24 protein-coding genes are annotated in these 26,595 nt (G+C 72.4%); 14 read left to right on the forward strand and 10 right to left on the reverse strand.

All coding sequences use genetic code 11. The features are described from left to right. Window positions 1–11: 11 nt before the first annotated feature. Window positions 12–1,757 carry an ATP-binding SpoIIE family protein phosphatase gene (locus OG349_RS31940; protein ID WP_327237892.1) on the reverse strand — a complete coding sequence of 582 codons (1,746 nt, stop codon included), beginning with the start codon at window positions 1,755–1,757 and terminating at the stop codon, window positions 12–14. 224 nt (window positions 1,758–1,981) lie between these two features. Here OG349_RS31940 and OG349_RS31945 point away from each other — a divergent pair, with 224 nt between their 5' ends. The 9 genes from OG349_RS31945 (at window position 1,982) to OG349_RS31985 (ending at window position 8,374) form a co-directional block, all read left to right on the forward strand. Next, complete coding sequence (locus OG349_RS31945; RefSeq protein WP_327237893.1) at window positions 1,982–2,656, forward strand: response regulator transcription factor; 675 nt, start codon at window positions 1,982–1,984, stop codon at window positions 2,654–2,656. After that, window positions 2,653–3,699: a sensor histidine kinase gene (locus OG349_RS31950; protein WP_327237894.1), complete on the forward strand. Its 1,047-nt coding sequence runs from the start codon at window positions 2,653–2,655 to the stop codon at window positions 3,697–3,699. Before OG349_RS31945 ends, OG349_RS31950 begins: the two co-directional genes overlap by 4 nt. A 79-nt stretch (window positions 3,700–3,778) precedes the next feature. Further along, window positions 3,779–4,192, forward strand: coding sequence for a CoA-binding protein (locus tag OG349_RS31955; protein WP_327238803.1), 414 nt, complete (start codon window positions 3,779–3,781; stop codon window positions 4,190–4,192). 282 nt (window positions 4,193–4,474) lie between these two features. Beyond that, window positions 4,475–5,029, forward strand: coding sequence for an EF-hand domain-containing protein (locus OG349_RS31960; protein WP_327237895.1), 555 nt, complete (start codon window positions 4,475–4,477; stop codon window positions 5,027–5,029). A 203-nt stretch (window positions 5,030–5,232) separates the two neighbouring features. Continuing rightward, window positions 5,233–5,940 (forward strand): maltokinase N-terminal cap-like domain-containing protein, encoded by a 708-nt coding sequence (locus OG349_RS31965; protein WP_327237896.1) that lies wholly within the window; start codon window positions 5,233–5,235, stop codon window positions 5,938–5,940. A gap of 418 nt (window positions 5,941–6,358) precedes the next feature. Continuing rightward, on the forward strand, window positions 6,359–6,793 hold the full coding sequence (locus OG349_RS31970; protein ID WP_327238804.1) for a DUF6232 family protein: 435 nt from the start codon (window positions 6,359–6,361) through the stop codon (window positions 6,791–6,793). Further along, window positions 6,790–7,134, forward strand: a complete 345-nt coding sequence (locus OG349_RS31975) for a hypothetical protein (protein WP_327237897.1) — start codon at window positions 6,790–6,792, stop codon at window positions 7,132–7,134. Before OG349_RS31970 ends, OG349_RS31975 begins: the two co-directional genes overlap by 4 nt. A gap of 10 nt (window positions 7,135–7,144) precedes the next feature. Further along, complete coding sequence (locus tag OG349_RS31980; RefSeq protein WP_327237898.1) at window positions 7,145–7,459, forward strand: nucleotide disphospho-sugar-binding domain-containing protein; 315 nt, start codon at window positions 7,145–7,147, stop codon at window positions 7,457–7,459. Window positions 7,460–7,540: 81 nt separating this feature from the next. Then, window positions 7,541–8,374 (forward strand): lipase family protein, encoded by an 834-nt coding sequence (locus tag OG349_RS31985; protein ID WP_327237899.1) that lies wholly within the window; start codon window positions 7,541–7,543, stop codon window positions 8,372–8,374. An 8-nt stretch (window positions 8,375–8,382) separates the two neighbouring features. Here the strand turns inward: OG349_RS31985 and OG349_RS31990 are convergent, their stop codons facing one another. The 6 genes from OG349_RS31990 to OG349_RS32015 all read right to left on the reverse strand — a co-directional run bounded on the left by OG349_RS31990 (window position 8,383) and on the right by OG349_RS32015 (window position 17,433). Then, on the reverse strand, window positions 8,383–8,556 hold the full coding sequence (locus OG349_RS31990) for a hypothetical protein (RefSeq protein WP_327237900.1): 174 nt from the start codon (window positions 8,554–8,556) through the stop codon (window positions 8,383–8,385). A gap of 137 nt (window positions 8,557–8,693) precedes the next feature. Then, window positions 8,694–9,314 (reverse strand): L-threonylcarbamoyladenylate synthase, encoded by a 621-nt coding sequence (locus OG349_RS31995; protein WP_327237901.1) that lies wholly within the window; start codon window positions 9,312–9,314, stop codon window positions 8,694–8,696. Between the two features lie 191 nt (window positions 9,315–9,505). Further along, a complete protein-coding gene (locus tag OG349_RS32000; protein ID WP_327238805.1) occupies window positions 9,506–10,186 on the reverse strand; it encodes an ABC transporter ATP-binding protein in 681 nt (226 codons plus the stop codon). 62 nt (window positions 10,187–10,248) lie between these two features. Next, a complete protein-coding gene (locus OG349_RS32005) occupies window positions 10,249–11,223 on the reverse strand; it encodes an ABC transporter ATP-binding protein (RefSeq protein ID WP_327237902.1) in 975 nt (324 codons plus the stop codon). Beyond that, window positions 11,220–14,078, reverse strand: a complete 2,859-nt coding sequence (locus OG349_RS32010; protein ID WP_327237903.1) for an FtsX-like permease family protein — start codon at window positions 14,076–14,078, stop codon at window positions 11,220–11,222. The genes OG349_RS32005 and OG349_RS32010 overlap by 4 nt, the downstream gene beginning before the upstream one ends. A gap of 1 nt (window position 14,079) precedes the next feature. Then, on the reverse strand, window positions 14,080–17,433 hold the full coding sequence (locus OG349_RS32015; RefSeq protein ID WP_327237904.1) for an ABC transporter permease: 3,354 nt from the start codon (window positions 17,431–17,433) through the stop codon (window positions 14,080–14,082). A gap of 358 nt (window positions 17,434–17,791) precedes the next feature. Here OG349_RS32015 and OG349_RS32020 point away from each other — a divergent pair, with 358 nt between their 5' ends. Then, complete coding sequence (locus OG349_RS32020; RefSeq protein WP_327237905.1) at window positions 17,792–19,015, forward strand: helix-turn-helix domain-containing protein; 1,224 nt, start codon at window positions 17,792–17,794, stop codon at window positions 19,013–19,015. Window positions 19,016–19,045: 30 nt separating this feature from the next. On the opposite strand, the gene OG349_RS32025 is transcribed toward OG349_RS32020, so the two are convergent. Then, a complete protein-coding gene (locus OG349_RS32025; RefSeq protein ID WP_327237906.1) occupies window positions 19,046–20,089 on the reverse strand; it encodes a cation diffusion facilitator family transporter in 1,044 nt (347 codons plus the stop codon). 77 nt (window positions 20,090–20,166) lie between these two features. Here OG349_RS32025 and OG349_RS32030 point away from each other — a divergent pair, with 77 nt between their 5' ends. Together OG349_RS32030 and OG349_RS32035 are read left to right on the forward strand one after the other, a co-directional pair. Beyond that, complete coding sequence (locus OG349_RS32030) at window positions 20,167–20,514, forward strand: ArsR/SmtB family transcription factor (protein WP_327237907.1); 348 nt, start codon at window positions 20,167–20,169, stop codon at window positions 20,512–20,514. 363 nt (window positions 20,515–20,877) lie between these two features. Continuing rightward, entirely contained in the window at window positions 20,878–21,510 is a 633-nt protein-coding gene (locus OG349_RS32035) for a TetR/AcrR family transcriptional regulator (protein ID WP_327237908.1), read from the forward strand. A gap of 80 nt (window positions 21,511–21,590) precedes the next feature. Here OG349_RS32035 and OG349_RS32040 read toward each other — a convergent pair whose 3' ends face one another. Together OG349_RS32040 and OG349_RS32045 are read right to left on the reverse strand one after the other, a co-directional pair. After that, window positions 21,591–22,814 (reverse strand): MFS transporter, encoded by a 1,224-nt coding sequence (locus OG349_RS32040; RefSeq protein WP_327237909.1) that lies wholly within the window; start codon window positions 22,812–22,814, stop codon window positions 21,591–21,593. Between the two features lie 300 nt (window positions 22,815–23,114). Continuing rightward, a complete protein-coding gene (locus tag OG349_RS32045) occupies window positions 23,115–24,302 on the reverse strand; it encodes an aromatic ring-hydroxylating dioxygenase subunit alpha (RefSeq protein ID WP_327237910.1) in 1,188 nt (395 codons plus the stop codon). 331 nt (window positions 24,303–24,633) lie between these two features. Here OG349_RS32045 and OG349_RS32050 point away from each other — a divergent pair, with 331 nt between their 5' ends. Both OG349_RS32050 and OG349_RS32055 read left to right on the forward strand, forming a co-directional pair. Then, a complete protein-coding gene (locus OG349_RS32050) occupies window positions 24,634–25,524 on the forward strand; it encodes a universal stress protein (protein ID WP_327237911.1) in 891 nt (296 codons plus the stop codon). A gap of 179 nt (window positions 25,525–25,703) precedes the next feature. Next, on the forward strand, window positions 25,704–26,594 hold the full coding sequence (locus tag OG349_RS32055; RefSeq protein ID WP_327237912.1) for an alkaline phosphatase family protein: 891 nt from the start codon (window positions 25,704–25,706) through the stop codon (window positions 26,592–26,594). Window position 26,595: the final 1 nt, after the last annotated feature.

Below are 26,595 nucleotides of genomic sequence, written 5' to 3' on the forward strand. Positions count from 1 at the left end.
ACCGGACGGACTCACTCCGGCAGGGACTGCTCGGTCCAGACCGTCTTGCCCGACGACGTGTACCGGGTGCCCTGGTGCTGGGTGAGCCGGCCGACGATCGTCAGGCCGCGCCCGCCTTCGTCGGTCGCGCGCGGACGGTACGGGTGCGGGCCCTCCCCGCTGGTGTCGGAGACCTCACAGATCAGTACATGCTCGTCGCGGATGAGACGCAGACCGATGGGCCCGCCGGAGTACCGGACGGCGTTCGTCACCAGTTCGCTGACGACCAGGGCGGTGTCGTACGCGAGGTCGTCCAGCAGCCAGGCCGCCAGCTGGCGGCCGGCCCAGGCGCGGGCCGTGGAGACGGTGGCGGGGTCCGGCGGCAGCGTCACGGCGGCGACATCCTTGGCGTCCAGCGCCCGCGTGCGGGCCAGCAGGACGGGAGGCCTCCGGTCGAGAGGCAGGTGGCGCAGGACGCGGTCGGCGAGTCGGGGCAGGTGGGGTGCGGAGTGGATCATGGCTTCACGGAGCCGTTCCGGGGTCGGGTCGTCGGCGTCGTCGTCGGCGCCGGCGCACTGCGGCGGGTGCGGTTCGTGCGGTTCGTGTTGTTCCGGGACACCGGTGCCGCCACCCCTCAGAAGCACGGTGCTCCCCGTCGGCGCCTCGAACTCGGTGGTCTCGAAGGGCTCGTCGCCCGTACCCAGGGAGCTGTGCGGGGCGAGGCGGGGGATGCTGACCTCGCCGTCGGGGTCGGCGACCAGGACCGACGGATCGCCCGCGCGGGCCGCGACACAGCGCTCGGTGGTGGGGTCGTAGATCACGTAGAGGCAACTGGTGCCGGGCCGGCTCCGGTCGGGGGGTTGCCGGTACGGGGCGGGCGGCCGGTGGTCCAGCCGCCTCACGGCGTCGTCCAGGCGGGCCAGCAGCTCGTGGGGCGGCAGGTCGAGAGCCGACAGGGCGGTGATCACGGCTCTGAGCTGGTGCATGGCGACCGCGGCGGGCACCCCCCGCCCGGCCGCCGTGCCCACCACCAGGGCCGCCCGCGCGCCGGACAGCGGCAGCACGTCGTACCACTGCGCGGCGGACGACTCGGCGGTGCCGCGCCCGTGGGCCGCTTCGAGCGCGCTGAGGGCCGGAGGCTCCTCGGCCTCGGGGGAGTGCCGCAGGAGCCGGGCGAGCGCGTCCTCCTCGATGCGGCGCCGGACGGTGTCCAGGGTCAGCGCGGCGCGGTTCGCGAGCCGGGCGGCCTCCTGGAGGCTGTCCTCGCCGAACGGGTTCGACCCGGCCAGCCGGTACAGGACGAACAGGCCCAGGACCACGCCCCGGACCGTCAGTGGAAGCACGATCAGGGAATGGGCCCCCGCCTCGCGGATCAGGCGCGCCCGCCCCGGGTCGCGGGCGAGCCACCGGCTGCTGTGGCTCAGATGGCGGATCAGGCGCGGACGCAGATCCGACAGGCTCTGCCGGAACGGCGTCGCGTGCGGCACGTGGCTCGTCCCGCCGACCTCGTACGCGCTCCGGGCGACGTCCTCCCGCGTGGTGGCGAAGGCCGCGCACCGGAACTGTTCGCTCCCGTGCACGGGTCCGGGCGGCGGGACCTCACCGCGCAGCAGCTGTTCGAGCACGTCCACGGAGGACGCGTCGGCCAGCGTGGGGACCGCGGCGCCCGTGAGGTTCCGGGCCGCATCGAAGAGGTTCCGGGAGAGGACTGCCGAGGGGGTGTCGGAGGAGGCCGCGGACGGGTCCGCGGTCCTGCGGGCGGTGGGGCGGGAGGTCATCGTGTGCATCCTGAGAGGAAGTGCCGAACCTGTCCCTCACGAGCCTGCCGCCCGGGCGGCCCCACGGCGTCGGCACTGCCCCGCACGCTCTCTGCCGCCTTCCGTACCGCCGGGTGCGGGCCTGTCCCCTCCGGCCCGCACGGTCGCCGCACGGCTGGTGCGGGTTCCCCGCATCCTTGATCGCCGAGTTCTCGCGGAGCGGTCCCGCGATCTACGGTTGGGGCATGGACGACGTCGACCGCGTCACCGCTGGGGGCCCGTCGCCACGCCTGAGCGTGGTGCTCGCGGACGACCATCTCGTGGTCCGCGCGGGCATGCGGCTCCTCCTGGCCCAGGACCCCGCGTTCGAGATCGTCGCGGAGAGCGCCACCCTGCCGGAGACCTTCGCGGCCGTGGCCCGGCACCACCCCTCGGTCCTCGTCCTGGACCTGACCCTGGCGAGGCAGCCCAGCCTGCGGTCGATTCCCGACCTGCTGGCCGCCTCGCCCCGTACCCGCATCCTCGTCCTCACCATGCAGGAGGATCCCGCGTTCGCCCGCGAGGCGCTGCGGGCCGGGGCCACCGGCTACCTGCTGAAGGAGGCGGCCGCCGAGGAGCTGCTGGGGGCGGCCCGCCAGGTCGGCGCGGGGGACACGTACGTACAGCCCTCGCTGGGCGCCCGCCTGGCCGTCACCGGCCCCGACGTGCCCGGCGCGGGGGACGACAGCGCGCTGACGGCGCGCGAGGTGGAGGTGCTGTCCCTGCTCGCGCAGGGCCACACCAACCAGGAGATCGCCTGGCACGAGCACGTATCCGTACGGACGGTGGAGACGCACCGCGCCCGGATCCGGGAGAAGCTGGGCGCCGAGACCAAGGCCGACCTGGTCACCGCCGCACGTGAGCGCGGGCTGCTCGCATGATCCATCTGTCACGGGCACGGGCCGGCGCGGTCGTCGAGGCGGCCGGTTCGTTCCTGCTCCTGATCACGCTCGCGTTCGAGGTCGCCCATCACTCGCTGAGCGTCGAATTCGCGCTCTGTGTCGCCGCCGGTACGTCCTTCCTGGCGGCCGCCGTACTGAGCCCCGAAGCCCGCCGGCCCTGGCTCGCGGTCATCGGCGCGATCTCGTACGTGATCGCCGTAGCCCTCCTGGTCCGTATCGTCGAGGCACCCCTGCTCAACGGTCTGCACCTCGTCCCCCTCACCCTGATCGCCTTCGCCGCGGCGATAGGACGCCGGTCCGCCCTGCGCCACCGCGGCCTCGACCGGGAGTGGATCCAGGCCCGCCGGGACGGGGAGGAGCGGGAACGACGGCACTGGGCGCGCGAACTGCACGACGACACACTCCAGGAACTGGGCGCCGTACAGATCGTGCTGACCTCGGCCTCCGCGAGCGACCGCCCCGGTGCCATGAAGGAAGCCATCGACCAGGCGCGGCGCCTGGTCGGCAACCAGATCACCTCGTTGCGCCATCTCATCGCCGAACTGCGCCCGGTCGCCCTCGACCAACTCGGCCTGCGCCCCGCGCTGGAGGCCTTGTGCCGGAGCACGTCGGACAACTTCGGCATCGACGCCGAACTGCGCGTGGGGGCGCGGTGGGACCAACTCGGCGCGAAACTGAGCCCCGAGGCGCAGGCCCACGTCTACCGCATCGTGCAGGAGGCGGTGACCAACGCCGTCAAGCACGCCCGGCCGACCCGGATCCGCGTCGACCTGGACAGCGACAGCCACTCCCTCTCCACGAAGGTCACGGACGACGGCGTCGGCCTGACGCCCGCCGCCGCGGCGGCCCTCCGGGCCCCGCCCCGTACGACCGTGTCCGGAGGCATGGGGGTGGCGGCCATGCGCGAGCGCGCCGACCTCCTGGACGCGCACCTCACGGTCCACTCGACACCCGGGGAAGGCACCACCGTCACCCTGGAGGTCCCGATCCACGGCATCGGCGTCAGGCTCCACCGCCGGTAGGCAGGCCCTGCCGGGTGGTGGATTCGCATGCCCGGTCCTGGAACGCCGCCGCTGTCACCGACGTTGAACCCGCATGACGATCTATGGCGATGATGAGACGATAAGACACATTCTTACCGAAACGGGGGACACCTGGGCCGTGGTCGGCCTGTCCAACAACGAGGAACGGGCAGCCTATCGGGTGGCCGACAAGCTGCGGCGCATCGGAAAGAGGGTGGTGCCCGTGCACCCCAAGGCCGAGACGGTGCGGGGCGAGCAGGGGTACGCCTCGCTCGCGGAGATCCCGTTCCCGGTGGACGTGGTGAACGTGTTCGTCAACTCCGACCTGGCGGGCGAGGTCGCCGACCAGGCGGTGGCGCTCGGGGCCGAGGCGGTCTGGTTCCAGCTGGGCGTCACGGACGAGGCCGCGTACGACAGGACGCGGGCGGCCGGACTGCGCATGGTGATGGACCGGTCGGCGGGACGGGAGATCACCCGGCTGGAACTGCTCTGACGGTTTCCACCTGACCGGTCTCCACCTGACCGGTCGCGGCTCTGACACGGAGGGCGGCCACCGTGTGTTGTTGGAGAGATGTGCGGTCCCTCCACGAACACGCGGTGGCCTTCGTTCATTGTCGCACTTGTGGGTGACTCTTCGCGTGGATGTGCCCGTGGGGGTGGGGGCGCCTCTCGGCCTATGGTGAAAAGCAGTTGGTCGGACCGCCGTTGTCCCGCGCGGGGCGGTGGCGCGACCGGTGGTTGGTGGATCGCTTCCGCGCCGAGAGGGAGGCCGCTCATGGCCAGTACGTTTCAGGAGCGCAAGCTCAGGACGATGTTCGCCGCGTTCGACACGGACAGCGACGGCTACCTGCGCGGAGAGGACTTCAGGGCGCTGGTCGCCCGCTGGAACCGCCTTCCCGGAGTGGACCCCGGGACGGAACTGCGCGCCCGGGTGGAGACGCTGCTGATGGGGTGGTGGGCGGCGCTGCTGGAAACCGGCGACACGAACGGGGACGGCGCGATCGACATGGGCGAACTGCTCGCCCTCGTGGACCAGTTGCCCGCCATGGTCGCGGATGTCACGGCGACGGCCGAGACCGTCTTCGACGCCGTGGACGCCAACGGCGACGGCGTGATCTCTCCCGAGGAACACCGCCGGCTGGTCGAGACCTGGAACGGCCGCCCCGTGGACGTGACGGGCGTCTTCGAACTCCTCGACCTGAACGGCGACGGACACCTCAGCCGCGAGGAATTCGCCCTGCTGTGGCGCCAGTTCTGGATGAGCGACGATCCGGCGGACCCGGGCAACCTGCTCTGCGGCCGGGTCCCCGCCCCCACGGACGCGGCCTAGGCCTGCCGGTACGGCGCCGGGAACGCGGGTCCGCGCGGCGGGTGTGGCCTCACGGCCGTGCCCGAGCGCGGCCATGAGCGCCACCCTGTCCGCCGCGAGCGGAGTCCCCGACCGCGCACGCCCCGGAAAAATGGTTCGGCAGGACCCGGGGTGCGGTGAGATGATCGCGAGGCCCGCGCGGCTCAGGGGAAGCGAGATCAGGCATGGCGATCATCCACCACGTCACACTGAAACCCGGCAAGCTGGAGTTGCTCGCCGGGTGGTTGCCCGGACAGCCGTGGTACATCGGCAAGGGCGACGAGGCGGAACTGGCCAAGGTGGGCGGTTTCCGGCTCGACGACCCGGACGGCGCGGTCGGCATCGAGTTCGTCGTGGTGACCGACTGGTCCGGCGACGAGCCGGTCTCGTACCAAGTCCCGCTCAGCTATCGCGATGCGCCGCTCGACGGTGCGGACCACGCGCTCGTCGGCACCACCGAGCACGAGGTGCTGGGGCGGCGGTGGGTCTACGACGGGACCCACGACCCGGTGGTGGTCGCCCAACTGCTCGCCCTTGTGCGGGGCGAGGCGCAGGCGCAGGACCAGAGCGTGAGCCAGACCCCCGACTTGACGGTCACCACCTTCTTCGGGGGGAGCGGTGAGCTGGGGGCGATCAGGTCCACGAGGGTGACGGACGGGCCGGACGGCACACGTCTTCTCGTACGGACCGCCGACGCGGCCACCGTTGGCGCACAGACCCGCCCGGACACCGAGCTGACCGTCCAGCTGAACCGCGTCCTGCGCCCCGGCGAGCACGACACGGCCGCCCGCACGGAACAACCGCTCGGGTACGTCTCCGCCGAATGGCTCCTCCCGGACGGCAGCACGGCACGCGATCTCTTCGCCGTCGTCGACACGCGGCCGTCGCCCTGACGCGGACGCTCACAACGTACGGAGCACGCGGGGACGTCGAGCTGCTGGTGGGACTCGCCGTGAGGTCAGGGGGGTTCGGCGCCGAGGTGCGGATGTGCGCCGCCGGGGCCGGCCGCTCCCGCCCGACGGTACCGACCACCGCGTGCCCACCTTCACAGGGGGAAGGCCCATGGCCCCAGGATTGGCTGCTTCTCGTCTCCCGCGCGGAGCCGGGTTGCTGCTTAATAGGGCTCCCGCGCGTGCGGGTGACTGACAAGTACACGGGGAGCACATGAACACCACGGGGGGCTTCGGGCCGCCGTCGACACCTACGCCACCGTCCGGACCGCCGCCCTCCCGCCCGCCGGATCCTCCGTCCGGGCCTCCCTCGACGCCGCCGCCGCTACCGCCGCTGCCGACCCCGGGAGGCGTCCTGGAGATTTCGGTCAAGCGCCGGATGCTCTGGATCGGCGCGGCGGCCCTGCCGCTGCACAACCTCACCCGGGTCGAGGCCATCAAGCTCCGGCCGGATCGGAACCTCGTCCGTTTCCTGATGGGGCTGGCGCTTGTCGCCGTCGTCTACTCGGTGACCGGCTGGACACTGGTTCTCTTCCTACTGATCGTTCTGGCCGCCTTCTTCATCGCGGCGCTGATCAAACCGGAGAGGCCGGTCCTGGTGGTGGAGACGGCAGGCGGCTCCTTGGTGCTCGTGACCTTGCCGAGCGTGGACGAGCTGCGGGCGATCGCCGGGCACATCGTCCACGCGATCGACCACCCGGAGGCCGAGTTCACGGCGTACGTGCACCAGTTGAACAACTACAACGGCCCCGTCTTCAACCAGAACGGCGGTCAGAACACGGGGATCAGGCTGTGAGCGAACCGACGCACCACTCGACCTACAACGCGCCGGTCTTCAACCAGAACGGCGATCGGAACATCGGCATCAACTACGGCTACGTCGGTGCCGGCCAGGACCCGGAATTGCGAGCGGCCGTCGAGGAGTTGACCGCTCGGCTCCGCGACCTCGCCGCCCACCTCACCCCGGACCAGGCACGTGCGGTCGAGGAGACCCTGCCTGTGCTCGCCCTGGACCGCGAAGCCATGACCGGGCGCGGCCTCACCCTGGCCCGTCTCGGCCAGATCACCACAGCGGTCGGCCCGGTGGCCCAGCCCGTCGGGGACGCGCTGGGACGATTGCTCGGACTGCTGGGGTAGTAGCGCGACCGTGTGTCGGTTCAGGGGCCGTGGCCTCGTCGGGCGGATCTCGGGCAGGCCCAGCGGGACGATGTCCTGGTCGCTGGGCTGTGATCTCCTTTTTTGGCGCGGATCGACAGTTGTCCACCACGGCGGCGCGGGCACAACGACGGCCGCCGCCCGCGCCGGCACGCGCCAGGTCGTGGTGGCCCGGATGGTGGACCAGTCGTACGGGGTGGGCCGGGCGACGGCGGCGGCGAAGCTGCTGCTCGACGCACTGACGGCGGACGAAGGGCGTGCGGCCCCGGCCCCGGCGGGCTCCCGTGCGCCGACCGATCGGGTGTAGGGGCGTGGTGCGGGCGCGGCTCCCGTGCTCGATGATCACCGTCATCAAGCTGCCACGCCCGACCGAGTCGCAGGAGGCTCCGTGCCGCCCATCACCCCCATCGACCACTCCGTCACCCGGTACGACCTGAAGCACGCGTACTGGCTGGCCAGGGCCGCCGAGCTGGCGTACAGCGACGCCGACGCGGCGCGGGACGAGACGGCCGCCTGGGGGTTCGACCGGTTCCGGCACTTCGTGTCGCCACATGCCCTGCCCTTCCCGCTGGAGGACACACAGGCGTACGTGGCGGGCAGCGACCGGATGGTGGTGGTCGCGTTCCGGGGCACGGAGCCGACGCAGATCAAGGACTGGCTCTCCGACACCACCACCCCGCCCGTCCCCGGCCCCGGCGGCAAGGGCTTCGTGCACTTCGGCTTCCACCAGGCGCTCGCCTCGGTCTACCCCGAAGTACGTGACACCGTCACCGAGTTCGGCGCAGACGGGCAGAGCGTGTGGTTCACCGGGCACAGCCTCGGCGGCGCGCTGGCCATGCTGGCCGGAACCCGGCTGTGCCTCGACCGGCCCCGAGTCGTACCGCACGGCATCTACACGTACGGGCAGCCCCGTACCTGCGACCGCCTGCTGGCCGCCGCGCACAACACCGCGCTCAAGAACCGCACCTACCGGTTCGTCAACAACAACGACATCGTGCCCCAGGTCCCGCCGGAGCCGGTGTTCACCCACGTCGACGCCATCCGCTACTTCGACGCCAACGGCGAACTGCACGACGGGATGCCGCTGTTGACCGGGCTGCGCGACCGGGCCAAGGGCCTGACCGCCGACCTCCTGGCCCCCACCTCGGACGGTATCCGCGACCACTTCATGGGCGCCTACCTGAAGAACCTGGAGAAGAACCTTGCGAAGGCGCCCGCCTGATCACACGGTCATCGCCGCCGCCGCATCTTCCAGCTCGCCCACGCCCCGACGGCGAGTACGGCGGTGACGACCAGGTCACCGACCTCGCTGGGCCCACCGGTCCCCCGGCCCGCCGACGCGAAGCTGCCGACCGCGAGGGCGGCGAGGAGAACGGCGAGGACGGTCCAGAACGACACTTTCACGGCTGCCCCCTGCGGATGGGATGGGGTCACCACCGTAACGGGGTGCGCCGTGCTCCGACCCGCGGGTTCCGGCTCGCGGGCTCCGACCCCTGGGAGCCGGCCGGGCCGGTCGGTGGCCGGCCGGCCGCTCGCCCCGGTTACTCGAACCGCGCCGTGTCGCCCGCCCCCCGCCGTACGATCTCCATCTCGTCCCCCGAGAAGTCGATGACCGTCGTCGGCTCGGTGCCGCAGTCGCCCGAGTCGATCACGATGTCCACCTCATGGTCGAGCCGTTCCTTGATCTCCCAGCCCTGCGTCAGCGGCTCCTCCTCGTCGGGCAGGAGCAGGGTGCTGGACAGCATCGGCTCCCCCAGTTCGGCGAGGAGGGCCTGGGCGACGACATGGTCGGGGATCCGGACCCCGACCGTCTTCTTCTTCGGGTGCAGCAACTGACGCGGCACTTCCCTCGTCGCGGGCAGGATGAAGGTGTAACTGCCGGGCGTCGCGGCCTTGATCGCGCGGAACACGTCGTTGTCGATGTGCACGAACTGGCCCAGCTGCGCGAAGTTCTGGCACACCAGCGTGAAGTGGTGACGATCGTCGAGCTTCCTGATCGACCGGATGCGGTCGATACCGTCGCGGCTGCCCAGCTGGCATCCGAGGGCGTAGCAGGAGTCGGTGGGGTACGCGATGAGCGCGCCGGACCGGATGTTGTCCGCCACACCGCTGATCGTGCGTCGCTGGGGGTTCTCTGGGTGCACATCGAAATACTTCGCCATCCGCCGAGCTTAAGGCCCCGCGGCGGGAACGATCTCCGACCGGCCGGGTGCGTCGCCGGGGTTCCTCGGTACGGCGGTTCCTCGCCGGTCTGGTCACCGGGACGGTAGACCCGAACGCGTTCCAGGCGTACCGCCCGGCGTGCACGGCGGTGACCACCGGTCCGCGCCCGGTACGGCGTTCCGCGCGCCCGTCACCGGGGGCCGTGCTCCTCGGTGATGTCGCCGTCGTTCAGCTCCAGGACGCGGTCCGCCAGCCCCAGCCACTGGGCGTCGTGCGTGGCCACCAGCGCCGTCACCCCCTCGCTCCGTACCACCGCGCGGATCAGGTTCATCACCACCATGCCCGTCTCCGCGTCGAGTTGGCCCGTCGGCTCGTCGGCGATCAGCAGCGCCGGCCGGTTGGCGAGCGCGCGGGCGATCGCGACCCGCTGCTGCTGCCCGCCGGACAGCTCGCCGGGCCGCTGGGCGGCGTGTCCGTCGAGGCCGACCAGCGAGAGCAGGAGCGCCACCCGCTCCTCACGCTCGCGCGGGTCCGACTCCCGTATGCGCAGGGGGATGCCGACGTTCTCGGCCGCCGTGAGGATCGGAATGAGTCCGAACGACTGGAACACAAAACCGATCCGGTCCCGGCGCAGCCGCAGCAGCCCCGACTCGTTCAGGCCGGCCAGGCCCACCCCGTCGACGGTGACACTTCCGTCGTCCGGGGTGTCCAGACCGCCGATCAGGTTGAGCAGGGTGGTCTTCCCGGATCCCGACCGTCCTTTCAGCGCGACCAGTTCGCCGCGCCCGACCGTGAACGAGACGCCCCGTAGGGCGTGTACGGCGTTCTCGCCGGTGCCGTACGAGCGCCGCAGCCCCTCGGCCCGCACCATCGGGTCGTGGACCAGCGTCTCCACCGAAGTGTCTGCGGGGCGCGGATCGATTGCCTCGGCCATCACATACCCCTGTCGGTGGTGTCGCCGGACGCCCGCTGCTCCGGCTCGTCGGACGGCCATACGCCGATGTGGTCCCGTTCGAGTTCCAGCGCGACCCGGTGTTTCATGCCCAGCGCGGCGAGGTGGTCGGCGGGCAGCTGGAGCCGTCCCGCCCGGTCCAGCATCGCGTACTCCCGTGACACCACCGACTCCCGTCCCTCCGCGTCGACCTCCGTGCGCCGCAGCACCTCGGAGGAGGTGCGGCCGTCCCGGATGGCGACCGTGCGCCGGACCTCGCTCGCCACGGCCTGGTCATGGGTGACGATGACGATCGTGGTGCCGAGTTCGTCGTTGGCGCGGCGGAACGCGGAGAAGACCTGTTCGCCGGTGGCCGAGTCCAGCTCTCCCGTCGGCTCGTCGGCGAGCACCACGGAAGGGGAGTTGGCCAGCGCCACCGCGATGGCCACCCGCTGCTGCTGGCCGCCGGACAGCTGGTACGGGCGGCGGTCCCGGCACTCGGTGATCTCCAGCATGGACAGCAGGGACTCCACCCGTTCGGCCTTCTTGGGGGTGCGGCCCCGCAACTGCATGGGCAGAGCGATGTTCTGAGAGGCCGTCAGATACGGGAGCAGGTTGCGGGCGGTCTGCTGCCACACAAAGCCCACCACGTCGCGCCGGTAGCCCAGCCGCGCCTTGGCGTCCATGGCGAGGAGGTTGTGGCCGCCGACCCTGGCCGCGCCGGCGGTGGGCACGTCCAGGCCCGCGAGGATGTTCATCAGGGTGGACTTTCCGCTGCCCGACGCCCCGACGAGAGCGATCAGGTCTCCCTTCTCCACGCGGAGATCGAGCCCTTGGAGCGCCTGCACCTCCACCCCGTCCGTGGCGAAGATCCGGACGAGGCGGTCGCAGGCGATGAGCGCGTCGTGGTCGTCGCGCACCGCGTCACGGCGGGCGGTCGCGCGCTGCTCCAGCTCGGCGAGCGTGGTGTCGGTCATCGTGCGTCCCCTGTCCTGAGTCGGTCCGCGGATCCGTGGCGGGCCGCCCACCGGGCCTGGACCGCCGCCACCGTACCGGTGAGCACCACCACGGCCAGCGCGGAGAGCGTGAGGGACCAGGGCTCGGGCCGCAGCGCGGCACCCCCGGCGGCGGTGAGCCCGGTGGCCAGGCCGGGCGCGGCGGCGAGGGCGAGCTGGGTCACGTCGACGCCGGGCGCGATCAGCAGGATCGTCGCCCAGCCGGCGAGCGCTCCGCCCACGGCGGCGAGTACCGCCTGCGGCAGGGCCTCCAGCGCGAGCAGCCGGCGCCCCTGCCGGGACGTGAGGCCGAGGGTGCGCAGGAGAGCCAGGAGCGAGACGCGCTCGGGCGTGGTGTGCACCAGCGAGAGCAGCAGGGCGACCACGAGGTAACAACCGCCCGCCAGGATGGAGGCGTGGTAGATCACCTTGGCACCGGTCTGGAGCGGCGAGTCGACCAGCCGCGCCCGGATCTCGCCGCGCAGTTGTACGGAGTGCTCCGCACCCGACGCGCGGACCGCGGCCCGCAGAGCCGTCCCGTCCAGAGCCGTCCCGTCCGCACCGCCGCCGGAGACCAGCAGTGTGGTCGCCGCACGCTGGGGCAACCCCGCGCGGTCGACCAGCAGGAACTCCGAGGACGCCGTCGCGGGCGTCCGCGAACGGACCGCGACGACCCGTACCGTGACAACACCCACGAGGGTGGTGATCTCGCGTGGGGTACGGCCGAGGGCGTCGGCGACTCCCGGCGAGGCGACCACCGGCAGGGCCCCGCCCCCGGACGGGCCGGGCGTTGTGTCCGTACCCAGCACGCCCGCGGGGAAGCCGCCCAGGTCCGTGTCGCGCGCCAGCCCCGCGTACGGCTCCGGATCCACGCCGACCAGGGTCGCGTGGACGGGGCTCGAACTGCCGGGCCGCGCCCCCACGTTCACCTGGTGCTCCGTGCGTACGGCGGTCACCGACCGCACTCCGGGGACTTCCCGGACCGCACGCTCCGTACGGGCCGGCACCACGAGTGTGGCGTTGGGTGAGGAGATCCGCGCGTCGGCGCGGACGGCGAGCAGGGCCGCCCGGTCCCGGGCGTCCGCCGTGCCCGAGAGGACCGCCTGTCCGAAGGCGGCGGTGCTGAGCGCGACGACGAGGACGAGCAGGGTCAGCGTCCCCGTAGCCGGGGCACGGCCGGCGCGGGCCAGGGACAGGAATCCGACCGCGCCGCGCAGGCGTTTCGCCGGGCGCGCTGCCAGGCGCAGCGGCAGCGGGTACAGCCGGACGAGTACCGTCGCCGTGATCAGCCCGATCAGCACGGGCGCGGCGCTGACGAGGTGGTCGCCGGAGTCGGTCGTACCGCGCTGCCGCAGCGCCGTCACCGCGCCAACGGCCAGGACCAGCAGGGTCAGTTCGGCGACGGTACGGCGCCGGCTCGGCCGGCCGCGCACGAGGTCGTCGCGCTCCCCGTACACCTGCGGGGTGCGGTGGGTCAGCACCGCGCGGAGCGGGAGCGTGGCGCAGGCCACCACGGCGACCGCCGTCGTCGCGAGCACGGCCGGGCCCGTCCGGCCGCCGGGCACGAGGAGGACGGCCACCAGCAGGCCGAGCGCGGCGGCGGGCAGGGTGACCACGGCCGTCTCCGCCAGCAGCCGGCCGCCGATGCCCTTCAGCGAGCCGCCCCGGGCCCGTACCAGCACCAGTTCGGTGTGACGGCGGCTCGCGGACAGGCCGCCGGCCAGCACCAGGACCACCCCGGCGACCGTACCGATCCCGACGGCCGCGACGGCCACCACGGGGGTGATCGCCGAGCGCAGCGACTCGTACGAGTGGAGGATGTCGTCCAGGTCGGTGTCCAGGGACGCGTTGGTCCCGGCGGCCGACCTCAGGCGCGACAGGGCAGGTCCGTCCTGGAGCGAGGCGATGCGTTCCGACAGTGCGCCGACCTGCGGTCCGGTGAGGCGGCTCGTGTCCGGTGCGACACGCCAGTAGCGCTCGGGCTCACCCGCCGTACCCAGCAGGGCCGGGGCCGCCTCGGGGGCGAGCAACAGCGCCGCCTCCCAGAAGAATTGCGGTGGTTTGGCGCCCGTGCTGCTGAGGTGCGGCGTCCGCAGCAGACTGTCCGCCGTCCAGTAGCTCCCCGACGGCCGGACCGGGTCGACGATGCCGGTGATCCGGACGGTGAGGGTCGGGCTGCCCGCCCTGCCGACGTGCAGCACCGTGCCGACGGAGAGACGCAGTGTGGTCGCCGTGGCCGACGACACCGCCGCCTCCACGTCGGTCGTCGCCGCCGTCACCCGCCCGACGGCGGTGGGAAGTTGGCCACGGCGCACGGTGGAGTGGCCGGCCAGACCGGCCTGTGCGGCCAGGGCGAACTGCGGGGGCAGTCCGTCGTGGCGCGGCAGCCAGGGGTCACTCCCGATCAGGGTCCTGCCGGTCCTTACCCCACGGGCGGACTCGCCCGTGTCCGCGCGGAGCGGATCGGAGAGCAGACCTGAGACCTCTCGCTGTACGGCGTCCACCCCGCTCGGCCGCAGCTTCTCCTCCCGTACGGACAGGGGGAGTTGGAAGGAACGCTCGGGCGAGCGGAAGTCCAGTACCCGGCGCTCGGGCGACGCCTCGGCGACGGCGTCGCGCAGCCCCCGCGTCTCGTAGGTGTCCACGGTGCGGGGGAAGGCGGCGGCGAGGAACGCGGTCAGGACGACAAGCAGGCCGAGAACAAGGGCCGTTCCCGGCGCGGTGCGCAGCCGGGTCCTGACCCAGGGGGCGACGGGCCGCTCACGGCGGCCGTCGCGGTGTTTCTCCTGGTATTTCTCGTCTCTCTCGCGCTGCTTGTCACGCGGACGGCCGGTCATGTCAGTTCGCCCCCCGGAGGCGCGGTGTCACGGCGGGGTCGGCCGCGCGGGCGGCGGCGACGGCGACGGTCAGCAGGGGCAGGGCGGCGACCCCGGCGATCAGCAGAGCCACCTGCGGGAGCGGCAGTTCGACCAGCACGGGTGGCAGGGGAGCGGTGGCACGGCTCGTCAGGACGATGAGCGGGACCACCGTCCTGGTCAGGGCGGCGCCCAGGACCAGCCCCACCAGCAGGGCGATGCCGACCAGCACACTGTGCTCGGCGGCGACCGCCACCACCAGCTTGCGCCGCGGTGTGCCCAGGGCGTGCAGGACGGCCAGCTCCGCCGAACGCTCCCGCAGTGTGCCCACCACCGTGACGGCGAATCCCACCGCGGCGAGCGCGGCGGCGGCCACGGCGACGGCCAGCAGCGCCGCGTAAGGCCCGGCGCCCAGCGGGTCGTCGAACAGCTCGTCGGCGGCCTCGTCACGTACCAGCACATCCGCCGGGTCGACGTCGGGACCGGCGCGGAGCACCTTCGCGACCTGCCCGGCGGCGCCGGGGTCCGTGCTCAGCCACCACTCGTTGGGCACGAGCGAGCCGCCGTCCCGCTGCGCGAGCACCTCGTTGACGGTACGGAGATCGAGCAGCAACGCCCCACCGTCCGCGCTGTTCCCGGCCTCCGACGGCTTCGTCGTCGTGGAGGACGCTCCCGCCGTCACCGCCTCGTCCGGAGCGGTGGTGGGGAGCTGCCGCACCGCGCGGAGAAGGGTGACCTGTATCCGCTCGCCCGCGAGGGTCACGTCGACGCGCTGCCCCTCCTCGGCCCCGGTCGCCCGCAGGAACCCGTCCGTGGCGATCCCCGGGACCAACTGGGGGACGGGCGAGCGTACGGCGTCGACCCGCAGCTCCAGACTTTCGGCCGGCGGGTACGGGGTGTCCGCGCCCACGCTCGAACGGAGCTGGTACGGCACGGACACGGGCCTCGCAGCGGTCGCCGCGGGCCGCAGCGCCACCGGCTTCCCCGCCACCGCGTCCTGCGTGGTCGTACCGGAACCCCGCCAGCGAAGTCCCTCCGGAACAAGGACGGTTCGGGCCGCGCCCGCCCGGTCCGTCACCCCGACCCGTACGACATCCAGCCGCTGACCACTCCGCGCGCCAGGAGGCACCGGTCCGTCCACGTGAAGACCTGTGAGGGTCAACGCGCCGTGAAAGGCGCCGAGTTCAGCGCCGCTGCCCAGGTCGAGGGACAGGGAACGGACGCGGCCGTCGGCGGACACCTCCCCGGCGGGCAGGCGGTAGAGGAGGCCGTACCCGTCCTCGACGAGGACCGTGACCCTGGGCACGAAGCGGGCCGGGGCACTGCCTGGGCCGGTGCCGTTCTGAGCGATCCTGACATCGAGGGTGAGCCGGCGTGCGTCCACGGGCAGGGGGATGCCGGGGCGCGGTGTGTCCCGGGGCCGGAGCGGTGTGAGCAGCCGCCCGGCCCGCTCCTGCGTCAGGTCGTCCCGCAGGAGCAACTGGTCGCGCGTGTCCTCCGTGTCCAGCGCCAGCACCGTGGCGGTGCGGCCGTCCGACAGGGCCGTGGTCGTACGGTGGGCGGGCGCCGCCGCCCGTACGCCCGGCAGCTCGGCGTAGCGTCCGGCCTCCCCGGGCGTGCCGCCCTGGTGGGACAGGACCCGGACCGACGTGCCCGCGCCGAAGTCCGCCTGGTCGTTCTGCGACCGCTCCCAGGAGGCGTTCTGGCTGATCGCCAGCATCCCCGTCGCCACCGCCAGGACCAGCAGCAGCACCGAGCCCGCGCTGCCCAGCAGCCGGCGGCTGAACTGCCAGCCCGCCAGCGCCGCCGACAACCCGCGCCCGCGAGCCGCGAGCCGTTCCGCCAGGCGTGCGGCCGGGGGCAGCAGCCGCAGGGTGAGGACGGTTCCGGCCAGCAGCGCCAGCGCGGGCGCCGCCACCAGCAGCGGATCGATCCCGAGGTTGCCGTCCTGGTCGCCGGTGAGGGCGCCGCCCGTCCGCCGGGCCAGCTGCCACAGCGCCACGGCCGCCACCAGCAGCAGGCCCACGTCGGCGCCCGCCCGCACCGGCGCGGGCAGCGAGGCGGCCCGGCCCCGGCCCAGGGCCCCGGCGGAACCGGCGAGCGCGGGCACCAGCACCGCCGCCGCGCAGCACGCCGCGACCAGGCCCGCCGTCAACCAGACGTCCGGTCGCGGGACAGCGTCGAGCGTCAGGTCCAGCCGGCCGAGGACGGACCCCCGGGTCATCAGCCGCACCAGGGGACCGGCCAGCAGCGGCGCGCCCACCGCCGCGGGGAGGGAGAGCAGCAGCGCCTCCAGCGACGCGAGGCCCGCCAGCCGCGCCCTGGACGCCCCCCGGGCCCGCAGGAGTTGGGTTTCGGCCGTCCGCTCGGTGGTCAGCAGCCGGGCCACCAGGAGCAGGGCGTACGCGGCCAGCAGGACGAGCTGGAGCGCGACGATCATCAGGGTGGAGCGGGAGACCAGCAGCGCGCGCTCGGCGCGCGTGAGGACCGTTGCCAGGTCGCCGCGTACATCCACCGAACCGACGAGCGCGGGATCCTTGCCGAGCGCCGTGACCCCCTCGGTGGCCGCCGTGCGCAGTGCGCCGATCTCCCCGACGCCCGTCCCCGCGAAGTCGGCGGTCACGAGCCAGCCCGTGTCGCCGCGGCTGGTACGGCCCGACGACAGCACCGACGGATCGGTGAGGAGCGGTCCGTACGTGGTGAAGACGAGGTGACTCACGCCGCGGCCGTCGAGACTGTCCAGCGTCCAGTACGGATCGCTCTGGTCCAGGGGCCGGTACAGGCCGGTGAGCCGTACGGTCAGCGGTTTGCCGGACACCCGGTCGGTGAGCCTGAGCACCGCGCCCGGCCGCAGTTCCAACCGCTGGGCGGCGACCTGGGGGAGGGCGACGGGCAGTGGTCCGTCGCCGCGTCGCGCGGGATCGGGCATCGTCCCGGCCGTCAGCTCGACCTTGGACGGGTCCAGCGCCGCGAAGTGGGTCAGATCGGGGTACGTGGAGTCCGCGGCCGGGTCCTGGAGGGCGCGGGGCAGCGCGTACGCCCCCGAACGCTCCAGCCTGCGCACCGTCGTCGGCAGTCCGCCGAAGGTCTGCCGCGCCCCGCGGACCACGGCGGCCCGCGCCGCGTCCAGCTTCTCCTCGGGCAGATGGGCGGTGACGACCAGCGCGGTCGACGCCCCCTGGTCACGGGCCAGAGCGTGCCGCAGCGAGGCGTCACCGACGGAACCGGACAGCGCCACGAGGGCGGTCAGCACGCACGTGGTCAGCAGGACGGCCAGAAACGCCGCGGCGAGCAGCAGTCGGTGCGCCCTGATACGGAACAGAACGAACCCGGTCACCCGCCCCCCCACCCACTCCACAGCCCCCGGGAGGGGGCGCCACAATTGAGGGACGATACAACATACGTACGTTCCGGCCAGGTGGCGCCGGTGTCGTGCGAGGCGCGCGACGCCGGACGCGGTGTCCGCGGCCTCCCCGGCGCCGGACCCCGGTGGCAACAATGTGTCTCCTGATGGCAACTGGAACTGTTCGCCCCGGGGTTGAGTCAGACTTCATGCCAGGTCGGGGCGCGGGCAAGTAGTTGCCTGGAATGCGTGACCTTGGCTATGCTCCCGGCGGGATCGTGCCCCTTGGTGCCGCGGGAATTCTCATCTGATGGGGGCAACGCCGTCGCGCACCCTGAGCATTGGGATGCAGATGATGCAACAACCGCTTTTCGGCCGCCGCGTCAAAGAACTGAGACGCGCGCGCGGACTTTCTCAAGCCGCTCTCGCGGGCGACGAGCTTTCCACCGGGTATCTGTCCCGCCTGGAATCAGGGGCGCGGCAACCCACCGAGCGCGTCATCGCCTACGTGGCAGAGCGGTTGGGAGTCGACCGACGTGTCTTCGAAGCGCCGCCGAGCGGTACGGCACTGGCCCGGGCCTTGAGCATCGCGTCCTCCACTGACGGCGACGAGGACGTGGAGGATCTCCTGTCCGCCCTCGGCAGGCCCGACAGCGACGACCCGTTGCTGCGCTGGCGGGCGCTGTGGCTGGTCGCCCGCAGTTGGCGGAAACGCGGCGACACCGCCGAGGAACTCGCCTGCCTGGAGGAACTGGACCAGCTCGCCGACACATTGGGATTACCCGAGCTGCGGTGCCGGGTATGGGCCTCCCTCGCACGATGTCTGCGCTCCACGGGTGAGACGAGCCGGGCGATCGACGTGGCGGGCCAGGCTGTCCGGCTGGCGCGGGAGGCCGGGCTGTCCCTGCCGGACACCGCCGCCGCCCTGATGGCACTCGTGTCCGCGGAGGCCGAGGAGGGGCGGCTGCCCGAAGCCCGCGCGCACGTGGACGAGTTGGTCGGGCTGGTCGGGGAGTGCGGTGGCACCCCCCTCAGGGCCGAGGCGCTCTGGTCGGCGGCGACCGTACGGTTCCGCCAGGGCGACCAGGAAGCGGCCCGGGATCACATCGAGCGCGCGATCGAAGGACTCGACAGCCGCGCCGATGTGACCCTGTGGGCGCGCCTGAGGCTGGCTGCCGCCTCGCTGTACCTCCAGAGCGTCCCCCCGCTGACCGGGCCGGCCGCCGAGCGCCTGAAGGAGGCGCAATCCGCGCTCAGCTATGTGGGGACGCCGCTGCTCAACCAGGAGTTGCTGACGCTGAGGGCCCATCTCGCCTTCGAGGAGACGCGGTTCGCGGACGCACGCGCGCACCTGGACGAACTGCGCCGGGACGAGATGCGGCTGACCCACCGGGACCGGCTCCGGGCGGGCATCCTCGACGGCCGGCTGCTGATCGCGGAGGGGTACGGGAAGGAAGGCCGCCGGCAACTCGAAGAAGCGGGCGGCGAGGAGGCGCGCCGCGCGTACGGCATCGGCGTTTCCGCCGGCGAGAAGGCCCGCCGGGTGCCAGGTGCCGCCAGGAAGGGCACCACCTGACGGCCCGGCGTATCCGGGGGACCTGCCGGCTCACACGGCGTGGTGGGACAGCGTCAGGTGCGGGTCCGGGGTGCCCGGCGCGGGGGCCGGGTCGGCGTGGACGAGGGTCGCGGCGAGTTTCGGTACGGCGTGCAGCAGCGCGTGTTCGGCCTCGACGGCCACCTGGTGGGCGTCACGCACGGTGAGGTCCGGGTCCACGACGATCGCGACCTCGGCGCGCAGCCGGTGGCCGATCCAGCGCAGGCGCAGTTCCCCCACGGCCCGCACCCCGGACACCTGGACGAGGGCCTGTTCCGCGGCGTCGACGAGCGCGGGGTCCACGGCGTCCATCACCCGCCGGAAGACCTCCCGGCCGGCGTCGCGCAGCACGAGGAGGAGGGCGGCGGTGATGGCCAGGCCCACCACGGGGTCGGCGAGCCGCCAGCCGAGAGCGGCGCCGCCCGCGCCGAGCAGAACGGCGAGCGAGGTGAATCCGTCGGTACGGGCGTGCAGTCCGTCGGCGACGAGCGCGGCCGAGCCGATCTCGCGGCCCACGCGGATGCGGTAGCGCGCCACCCACTCGTTGCCGAGGAAACCGACCACGGCCGCCGCCGCGACGGCGGGCAGGTAGCTGAGGTCCCGAGGGTTCACCAGGCGGTCGATCGCGGTCCAGGCGGCGAGGACGGCGGAGGCGGCGATGGTGAGCACGATGACGATGCCGGCGAGATCCTCGGCGCGGCCGTAGCCGTACGTGAAGCGGCGGTCGGCGGCCCGCCGTCCGAGGACGAAGGCGATGCCCAACGGCAGCGCGGTCAGGGCGTCCGCGGTGTTGTGGACCGTGTCGCCGAGCAGCGCGACCGAGCCGGAGAGCACGACGACAACCGCCTGCGCCGCCGCCGTGACGCCCAGGACCGCGAGCGAGATCCACAGCGCCCGCATGCCCTTGGCGGAGGACTCCAGCGCGGGATCGACCTTGTCTGCGCTGTGGTGCGAGTGCGGCTTGAGGAGGTGTCCGACCCGGTGGCCGTGGTGGTGGCCCCGGTCATGGGGGTGGGGGTGCTCGTGCGGGTGGGTGTGTCCGTGCTGGTCGCTCACGAAACCGGCCTTCCGACGCGGGACAGAGGTGGACACGCGAACGCGCCCAGCCCCATTATGTGCGTATGAGCGCACGCATGCACCTATCACCTGCGCAGGATGCGCACCCGCGAGACCCGGGCGCCGAACAGTTCGCGCTCGCGGCGGAGGTCCTGGGGCTGCTCGCCGACCGCACCCGCCTGACGCTGCTCCACGCCCTGGCCTCGGGCGAGGCGGACGTCACCAGCCTCACCGCCGTGTGCGACGTGGCACGCCCGGCGGTCAGCCAGCATCTGGCCAAACTGCGCCTGGCCGGGCTGGTGTCCGTACGGAGGGAGGGGCGCCGCATGGTCCACGGGCTGTCCGACGGGCATCTGCGGCGGGTCATCGAGGAAGCTCTGAGCCTGGCGGACCACCGTCTGAGCGGCGCCGCACCGCACGACTGACAGCGTCGTGCGTCCCGAGGCAAAGGGGAGCCCCGGCCGAGGCGGGGGACCTGGGCCGGGGCGGGAACCCTGACCGGTACGGGGGATGCCGGCCAGGGTGGTCATGAGGTGTGGGCCCGGAGAGGCGGTCGCCTTCGCGGCGAAAGGCTCCATGGGGCTTCAGCCGAACGATCTTCCCCATGGGCCGGAGGTGAGGCCCGGGGACACTGTCCCCTCCGTACCCACGTATGGATGAACGGCGAACCAATACGGGATGTTCCCCGGGCTTTCCGTACGGCCTGTGAGCTGTGCCACCGGACGTTCCGGACCGGTGGATCCCGCCCTTCTACTATGGGCCTGTATCCGGTGGGAGTGGAGTGAGTGGTGGACAACGAAGGTCCGGGACGTGGCGTCAGGGGCCGGCCGCGGAGCGAGCGGGCGCGGGCCGCCGTTCTGGACGCCGCCTCCGACCTGTTGGTGACCGGGGGGATCGACGCGGTGACGATGGAGGCCATCGCCGCGCGTGCCAAGGTCAGCAAGGGGACCCTCTACAAATGGTGGCCGTCGCGCGCGCACGTGATGCTGGAGAGTTTTTTCAGCCTGGCGAAGAGCACCATCGTGGTCGACGAGGACGCGTCGCTCCAGGACGTACTGACCTTCCACCTGGCGTCGCTCTCGGACCTGTTCCGGGACACGGCGGCGGGGCCGTTGATGGGTGACCTGGTGGCAGCGGGGCAGGCCGACCCGGAGATCCGCGCGGCGCTCGACGACGAGTGGCTGCGTCCCCGCAGGCAGGTGGGGGCGCGACTGCTGCGGGAGGCGGTGGAGCGAGGGGAACTGGACCCCCGGATCGACGTGGCGGCCGCGGTCGATCAGCTCTTCGCGCCCGTCTACCACCGGCTGCTGATGGGGCACGAACCCCTGGACGAAGCGCTGGCGGCGACGCTCGTCAGGCAACTGCTGGACGGGGTACGGAGTGCCCGCCCGCCGACGCCGACGCCGCCGGCGGAGACGTAGACGGGGAAGACGGGGAAGGCGGAGACAGAGAAGGCGTGAGAGGCGTGTGACCGCGCGGTCGGCCCGACGGTCCGGAACGGTCAGGACGCGGCTTCCGTCCGCCGTTGCCGGAGGGTGGAGACGGTCCAGACGGCCAGTCCGGCCACGGGGAGCGCGGCGCCGAAGAGGGTGACGCCCGTCCAGCCGTAGCCGTCGTGCAGGATGCCCGCGATTCCGGAACCCGCCGCCCCACCGAGGAAGACGGAGCCCATGAACACGGTGTTGACGCGGGCACGGGCGTCGGCCCGCAGCCCGAATATCTCCCGCTGGCTGAACACCTGGTGGCTCTGGACGGCGAAGTCCAGCAGGACACCGGCCAGCGCCAGCAGGATCAGACTGCCCGCCCCGAGGCAGGCCAGTACCAGCGCGCCCGCGGCCAGCACCAGCGCCAGACCGCTGCCGATACGGGCATGGCCGCGGTCGCTGAGCCGGCCCGCCAGCGGGGCGGCCGCCGCGCCCGCGGCGCCCACCAGCGCGAACGCGCCGATCCCGACCTGGCCGAGGTGGTGGCGGGTGATCAGTTCGAACGCCACCGACGTCCAGAAGCAGCTGAACGCGCCGAACATCAGCGCCTGGATCACCGCACGGCGCCGCAGCGCCGGCTCCTCCCGGACGAGATGGCCGAGTGAGAGCAGCAGCTTCGGATAGCTGCCGCTGTGGACCGGACGCCGCTCGGGGAGCATGCGGACCAGCAGGACCGACAGGGCGACCATGAGGACGGCGGAGATCAGGTAGATGGCCCGCCAGCCCCAGGCGGCGGCGACCAGGCTGGAGACCGTACGCGCCAGGAGGATGCCCAGCAGCAGGCCGCTCATCACCGTACCGACGAACTTCCCCCGCTCCCGCTCGGGCGCCAGGTGCACTCCGAACGCGACGAGGATCTGGGCGACCACCGAGACGGTCCCGACCAGCACCGACGCCGCCAGGAACACGCCGAAGTACGGCGACAGGCCGGCGGCCACCAGGGCCGCCGCCGTCACCAGCAGGGTGCGCGAGGCCAGCGCCCGGTTCTCCAGCAGGTCCCCGAGGGGCAGCAGGAGCACCAGGCCGAGGGCGTAGCCGAGCTGGGTGAGGGTGACCACCAGCGCGGTGCTGCCCGCGCTGACGCCGAAGGTCGAGGCGATGGGGGACAGGAGCGGCTGCGCGTAGTAGATGTTCGCCACGGTCACGCCGCACGCGAAGGCGAGGAGCAGCACCACGCGCCGCAGCCGGGCGGGCGACAGCGTGCCGTCGGACGCCGGGGCCGGTGCCGGTGCTGCCGGCATTGGCGTTGGCGTCCGCGATTTCTCCTGCCCGCCGGAGGGCCGGGGGACGCGGGACAGGCGCGGCGCCTCCGGGGACGGGCCGCCCGCGCCAGGTCCCGCCAGGCACTTCCGGGTGTGATCCATCGGGCCCCTCCTCCACACGTCCCGCGTCCGTTCCCGTGGGGCATGTTCCCCGGGAATCGCACTCCTAATTTCTGGACGTCGCGTTCACTATATATCCCGGGGCAGAGGTGACGGGATATCCCGGGGCAGGGGTGACCGGCCGACGGCGGGGACGGCACGGCGGATGAGGGCGGCGATTCAGCCGGGCTGGTTCGCCCCGGCCGGTGCGGTGCTGCCGCAGAGCGCGGCGGCGCCGCACAGGGCGGACCCGGGGCGGATGGGGACGCCGTTCGTGCGCAGCACGTCACGGACCTCCAGGATCAGCGGGAAGACCTCTTGGTTCCAGTCCTCGCCCTGCTCGTCCCAGGCCCGCTGCTCGGCCTCGACCGCCATCCGGTCCTCGGCGAACACCCGCTCGGTGAAGCGCCGGATGAACGGCCAGGCCAGTCGGAGCGCCCCCGGGACCGGCGGCTTCTCGATCATGAGGAGGCCGTAGACGTGGTTGGCGCGCTGCTCGGCGTCCTCCGGTACGTACGCCACCCACAGGGAGAACGCGGGAAGGTCGGCCTTCTCGGGGACCACCTGGAGGGTCTGGTACGGATAGTCGGTACGGACCGTGACGACGTCCGGGGAACCGGCGCCGCCGAACCCCTCGGCGGAGAGCAGACCGGCACCGGGGTCCTTCTTCCCGCCCGAGGGCGTGAAGAGGTACCGCGCCTCGACAAATCGCGGACCGGACTCGGACCCGAGGAGCTTGGGCTGGATCCGGCCGAGAACACCCCGGTGGAGGAATTGGTGGTTCATGTCGAGCAAATTCTCGTGCATGAACGAGTAGTGGCACTTCACGGTGCGCGAGAACGTCATCGTCCGGTGCCGGGGCGAATGGAATTCCGGCAGTTCGGGCATCGGCGTCGTGGCCGCCTTCTCCGGGTCGCCGGGAAAGACGAAGACAAATCCGTACGCCTCGCGGACCGGATAGGCGCGCACACCGCGCGGCGGCCTGGCGACGCCCTTGGGCAGATAGGGGATCTGCGAGATGTGACCGTTCCCGCGATAGGCCCAGGCGTGATAGCAGCAGCGCAGCGCCTCCCCCTCCACCACGCCCATGCTCAGCGGCACCTGGCGGTGGGCGCACCGGTCCTCCAGCGCGTAGACCGTGCCGCTCGCGCCCCGGTACAGCGCGATCCGCTCACCGGCGAACGTGGCGGCGAACGCCCTGTTCTTGCGGACACTCCGGGCGACGGCGACGGGATACCAGAAATCCGGATCGATCCCGGTGCGCCGAAGGTCGGTCGCGGCCTCGGAACGGAATTCAGGCACGTCGTACGGGTCACTCACCGACCCGGCCGTGAATGCCCCGTCCTTCGCGGGCTGCGCCTCGGTCATGCGCTTCTCCCTTGCACGCGGATCATCGATTCATCGATCAACGCTTACCACGGCCCCTGGGGGCGAGCGAGTGCAGTGAGAACGGCTGCCCGGGGGCACGGTCACCCCTCCGTCACCCGGGCGGGGGCACGGGTCCCGCCGGATCCGTACAGCTGTCACCATCCGTGACCACCCGGCGGCACACTGCCCCTACCCGCCCCGGATCCACCGGTCGGCGGCCCCCGGTCCGGGGAGTCCGGCCGTGTCGGGGGCCCGACGGTGTCCATGTGCGGGCGCGAAGTGTGAAGCTGGGAGGAGAGCAAACCGACCGGTGTGAAAGGCGGTGGGGGCCATGGTGTCTCCCCTGATGGTCGCTGTCGACGGATCCCCGTCCAGCCTCGAAGCGGTGGACTGGGCCGCGGACGAAGCGGCCAGGCAGGATGTGCCGCTGCGGATCGTCCACGGTGTGGTGCAGGCCAACCGCCCGGAGCCGCATGAGGACGAGGCTCTCCCCTTCGCCCCGCCCCAGACCCGCGAACAGGCGGTGGAAGAGGGCGACGAGGTCGTCGGGGCGGCGGCCGAACGAGTGAGGCGGCGGGCGCCCGGCGTGAAGGTGACCGCCGAGGTCTTGCCCGGCGAAGCGGTGGACGCCCTGCTGGGCGAGAGCGCGGGAGCGCTCGCCCTGGTCCTCGGACACCGGGGCCGCGGCGCGCTCACCGGACTGCTGCTGGGCTCGGTGGGCCTTGAGGTGGCCGGACGGGCCGAGTGCCCCGTGGTCATCATCCGGGGGGAGAAGTCGAACATCGCCGGCGAGTTCGGCAGGGTCGTCCTCGGTGTACGTGAGACGGACGACGCGCCCGCGGCGGCGGAGTTCGCGTTCCGGGAGGCCGAGGCGAGGAACTGCGAACTGCACGCCGTACACGCGTGGCACCTCCAGTCCGGCCAGGACGAAGCGATGAAGGACGGCATTCCCTGCGGTCCGATGATGTTCGCGGCGAAGGAACACCTGGAGGAGACCCTCAAGGGGCCCGCCGCGCGCCACCCCGGCGTGAAGGTCATCAGCCAGGAGGCCTACTGCGGCTCCGCGCGGGACGGTCTCCTGCGCGCGGCGGCCGCCGCCGACCTCCTCGTGGTCGGCTCGCGACGCCTCCAGCGCGCGTTCGGACTCCAGCTGGGCCCGGTCAGCCACGGCGCGCTGCACCACGCCCCCTGCCCGGTGGCGATCGTTCCCCAGCCGTCCTGACGTGGCCGGCTTCCTCGGTCCGGAGGGACGCGGGCCGATGGATGCAGCGGCCATTGGATGTAGCGGGCATTTGTTCTTCTGATTTTCACTCAGGTACGGCGGACGGTGAGCCGGACCACTTCTAGGGTTTGCGGCGCCCCAACACCCCACAGGGGCAAGCCACTTTCCCGAGGAGAGCCATGAGCGCATCCAAGGTCCGCAGGAGCCGACGACTTTCCCTCACCGCACTGGCCGGGGCCGCAGGCCTCGCCGCCGCCTCGCTCGGCCTCTGGGCCGCGACCGGATCCACCGCCCAGGCGGCGGCGCTCCCGGCCCCCGACCACGTCGTGGTCGTCGTCATGGAGAACCACGCCTACAGCCAGGTCATCGGCGCCTCCGGCGCGCCGTACCTCAACACCACACTGAAGGCCGGCGGCGCCACCCTCACCCAGTCCTTCGGCCTCACCCACCCGAGCGAGCCGAACTACTACATGCTCTTCTCGGGCTCCAACCAGGGCCGTACCGACGACGGTTGTGTCAAGGTCGGCTCCCTCTCCGCCGCCAACCTCGCCTCCGAGCTGATCAAGGCGGGCAAGACGTGGGCGAGTTACAACGAGTCGCTGCCCAGCCAGGGTTCGACCACGTGCAGCAGCGGCGACTACGCGCAGAAGCACAACCCGTGGTTCGGCTTCTCCAACGTCCCCACCAGCACGGCGAAGACGATGACGCAGTTCCCCACCGACTACACCACCCTGCCGAAGGTCTCCTTCGTCGTGCCGAACCTGTGCAGCGACATGCACGACTGCTCGGTCTCCACCGGTGACACCTGGATCAAGAACAAGCTCGGCGCGTACGCCTCCTGGGCGAAGACCCACAACAGCATGCTGGTGGTGACCTTCGACGAGGACAACAAGCTGTCGGGCAACCGCATCCCCACCCTCTTCTACGGGCAGCACGTCACCCCCGGCAGCTCCGTGGCCACCACCTACAACCACTACAACGTCCTCCGCACCCTGGAGGACCTGGCCGGCCTGACCACCCACGCGGGCAACGCCGCCTCGGCCTCCGCCGTCACGGGTATCTGGAACTGAC

This window comes from Streptomyces sp. NBC_01317 (assembly GCF_035961655.1).
Taxonomy (GTDB): Bacteria; Actinomycetota; Actinomycetes; order Streptomycetales; family Streptomycetaceae; genus Streptomyces.

Bases quoted from the DNA above. Each gene is read 5' to 3' on its own strand.
- OG349_RS31940 (WP_327237892.1), bottom strand. From the start codon at position 1,757: ATGACCTCCCGCCCCACCGCCCGCAGGACCGCGGACCCGTCCGCGGCC.
- OG349_RS31945 (WP_327237893.1), top strand. From the start codon at position 1,982: ATGGACGACGTCGACCGCGTCACCGCTGGGGGCCCGTCGCCACGCCTG.
- OG349_RS31950 (WP_327237894.1), top strand. From the start codon at position 2,653: ATGATCCATCTGTCACGGGCACGGGCCGGCGCGGTCGTCGAGGCGGCC.
- OG349_RS31960 (WP_327237895.1), top strand. From the start codon at position 4,475: ATGGCCAGTACGTTTCAGGAGCGCAAGCTCAGGACGATGTTCGCCGCG.
- OG349_RS31965 (WP_327237896.1), top strand. From the start codon at position 5,233: ATGGCGATCATCCACCACGTCACACTGAAACCCGGCAAGCTGGAGTTG.
- OG349_RS31995 (WP_327237901.1), bottom strand. From the start codon at position 9,314: ATGGCGAAGTATTTCGATGTGCACCCAGAGAACCCCCAGCGACGCACG.
- OG349_RS32000 (WP_327238805.1), bottom strand. From the start codon at position 10,186: ATGGTGCGGGCCGAGGGGCTGCGGCGCTCGTACGGCACCGGCGAGAAC.
- OG349_RS32005 (WP_327237902.1), bottom strand. From the start codon at position 11,223: ATGACCGACACCACGCTCGCCGAGCTGGAGCAGCGCGCGACCGCCCGC.
- OG349_RS32010 (WP_327237903.1), bottom strand. From the start codon at position 14,078: ATGACCGGCCGTCCGCGTGACAAGCAGCGCGAGAGAGACGAGAAATAC.
- OG349_RS32020 (WP_327237905.1), top strand. From the start codon at position 17,792: ATGATGCAACAACCGCTTTTCGGCCGCCGCGTCAAAGAACTGAGACGC.
- OG349_RS32030 (WP_327237907.1), top strand. From the start codon at position 20,167: ATGCACCTATCACCTGCGCAGGATGCGCACCCGCGAGACCCGGGCGCC.
- OG349_RS32040 (WP_327237909.1), bottom strand. From the start codon at position 22,814: ATGCCGGCAGCACCGGCACCGGCCCCGGCGTCCGACGGCACGCTGTCG.
- OG349_RS32045 (WP_327237910.1), bottom strand. From the start codon at position 24,302: ATGACCGAGGCGCAGCCCGCGAAGGACGGGGCATTCACGGCCGGGTCG.
- OG349_RS32050 (WP_327237911.1), top strand. From the start codon at position 24,634: ATGGTGTCTCCCCTGATGGTCGCTGTCGACGGATCCCCGTCCAGCCTC.
- OG349_RS32055 (WP_327237912.1), top strand. From the start codon at position 25,704: ATGAGCGCATCCAAGGTCCGCAGGAGCCGACGACTTTCCCTCACCGCA.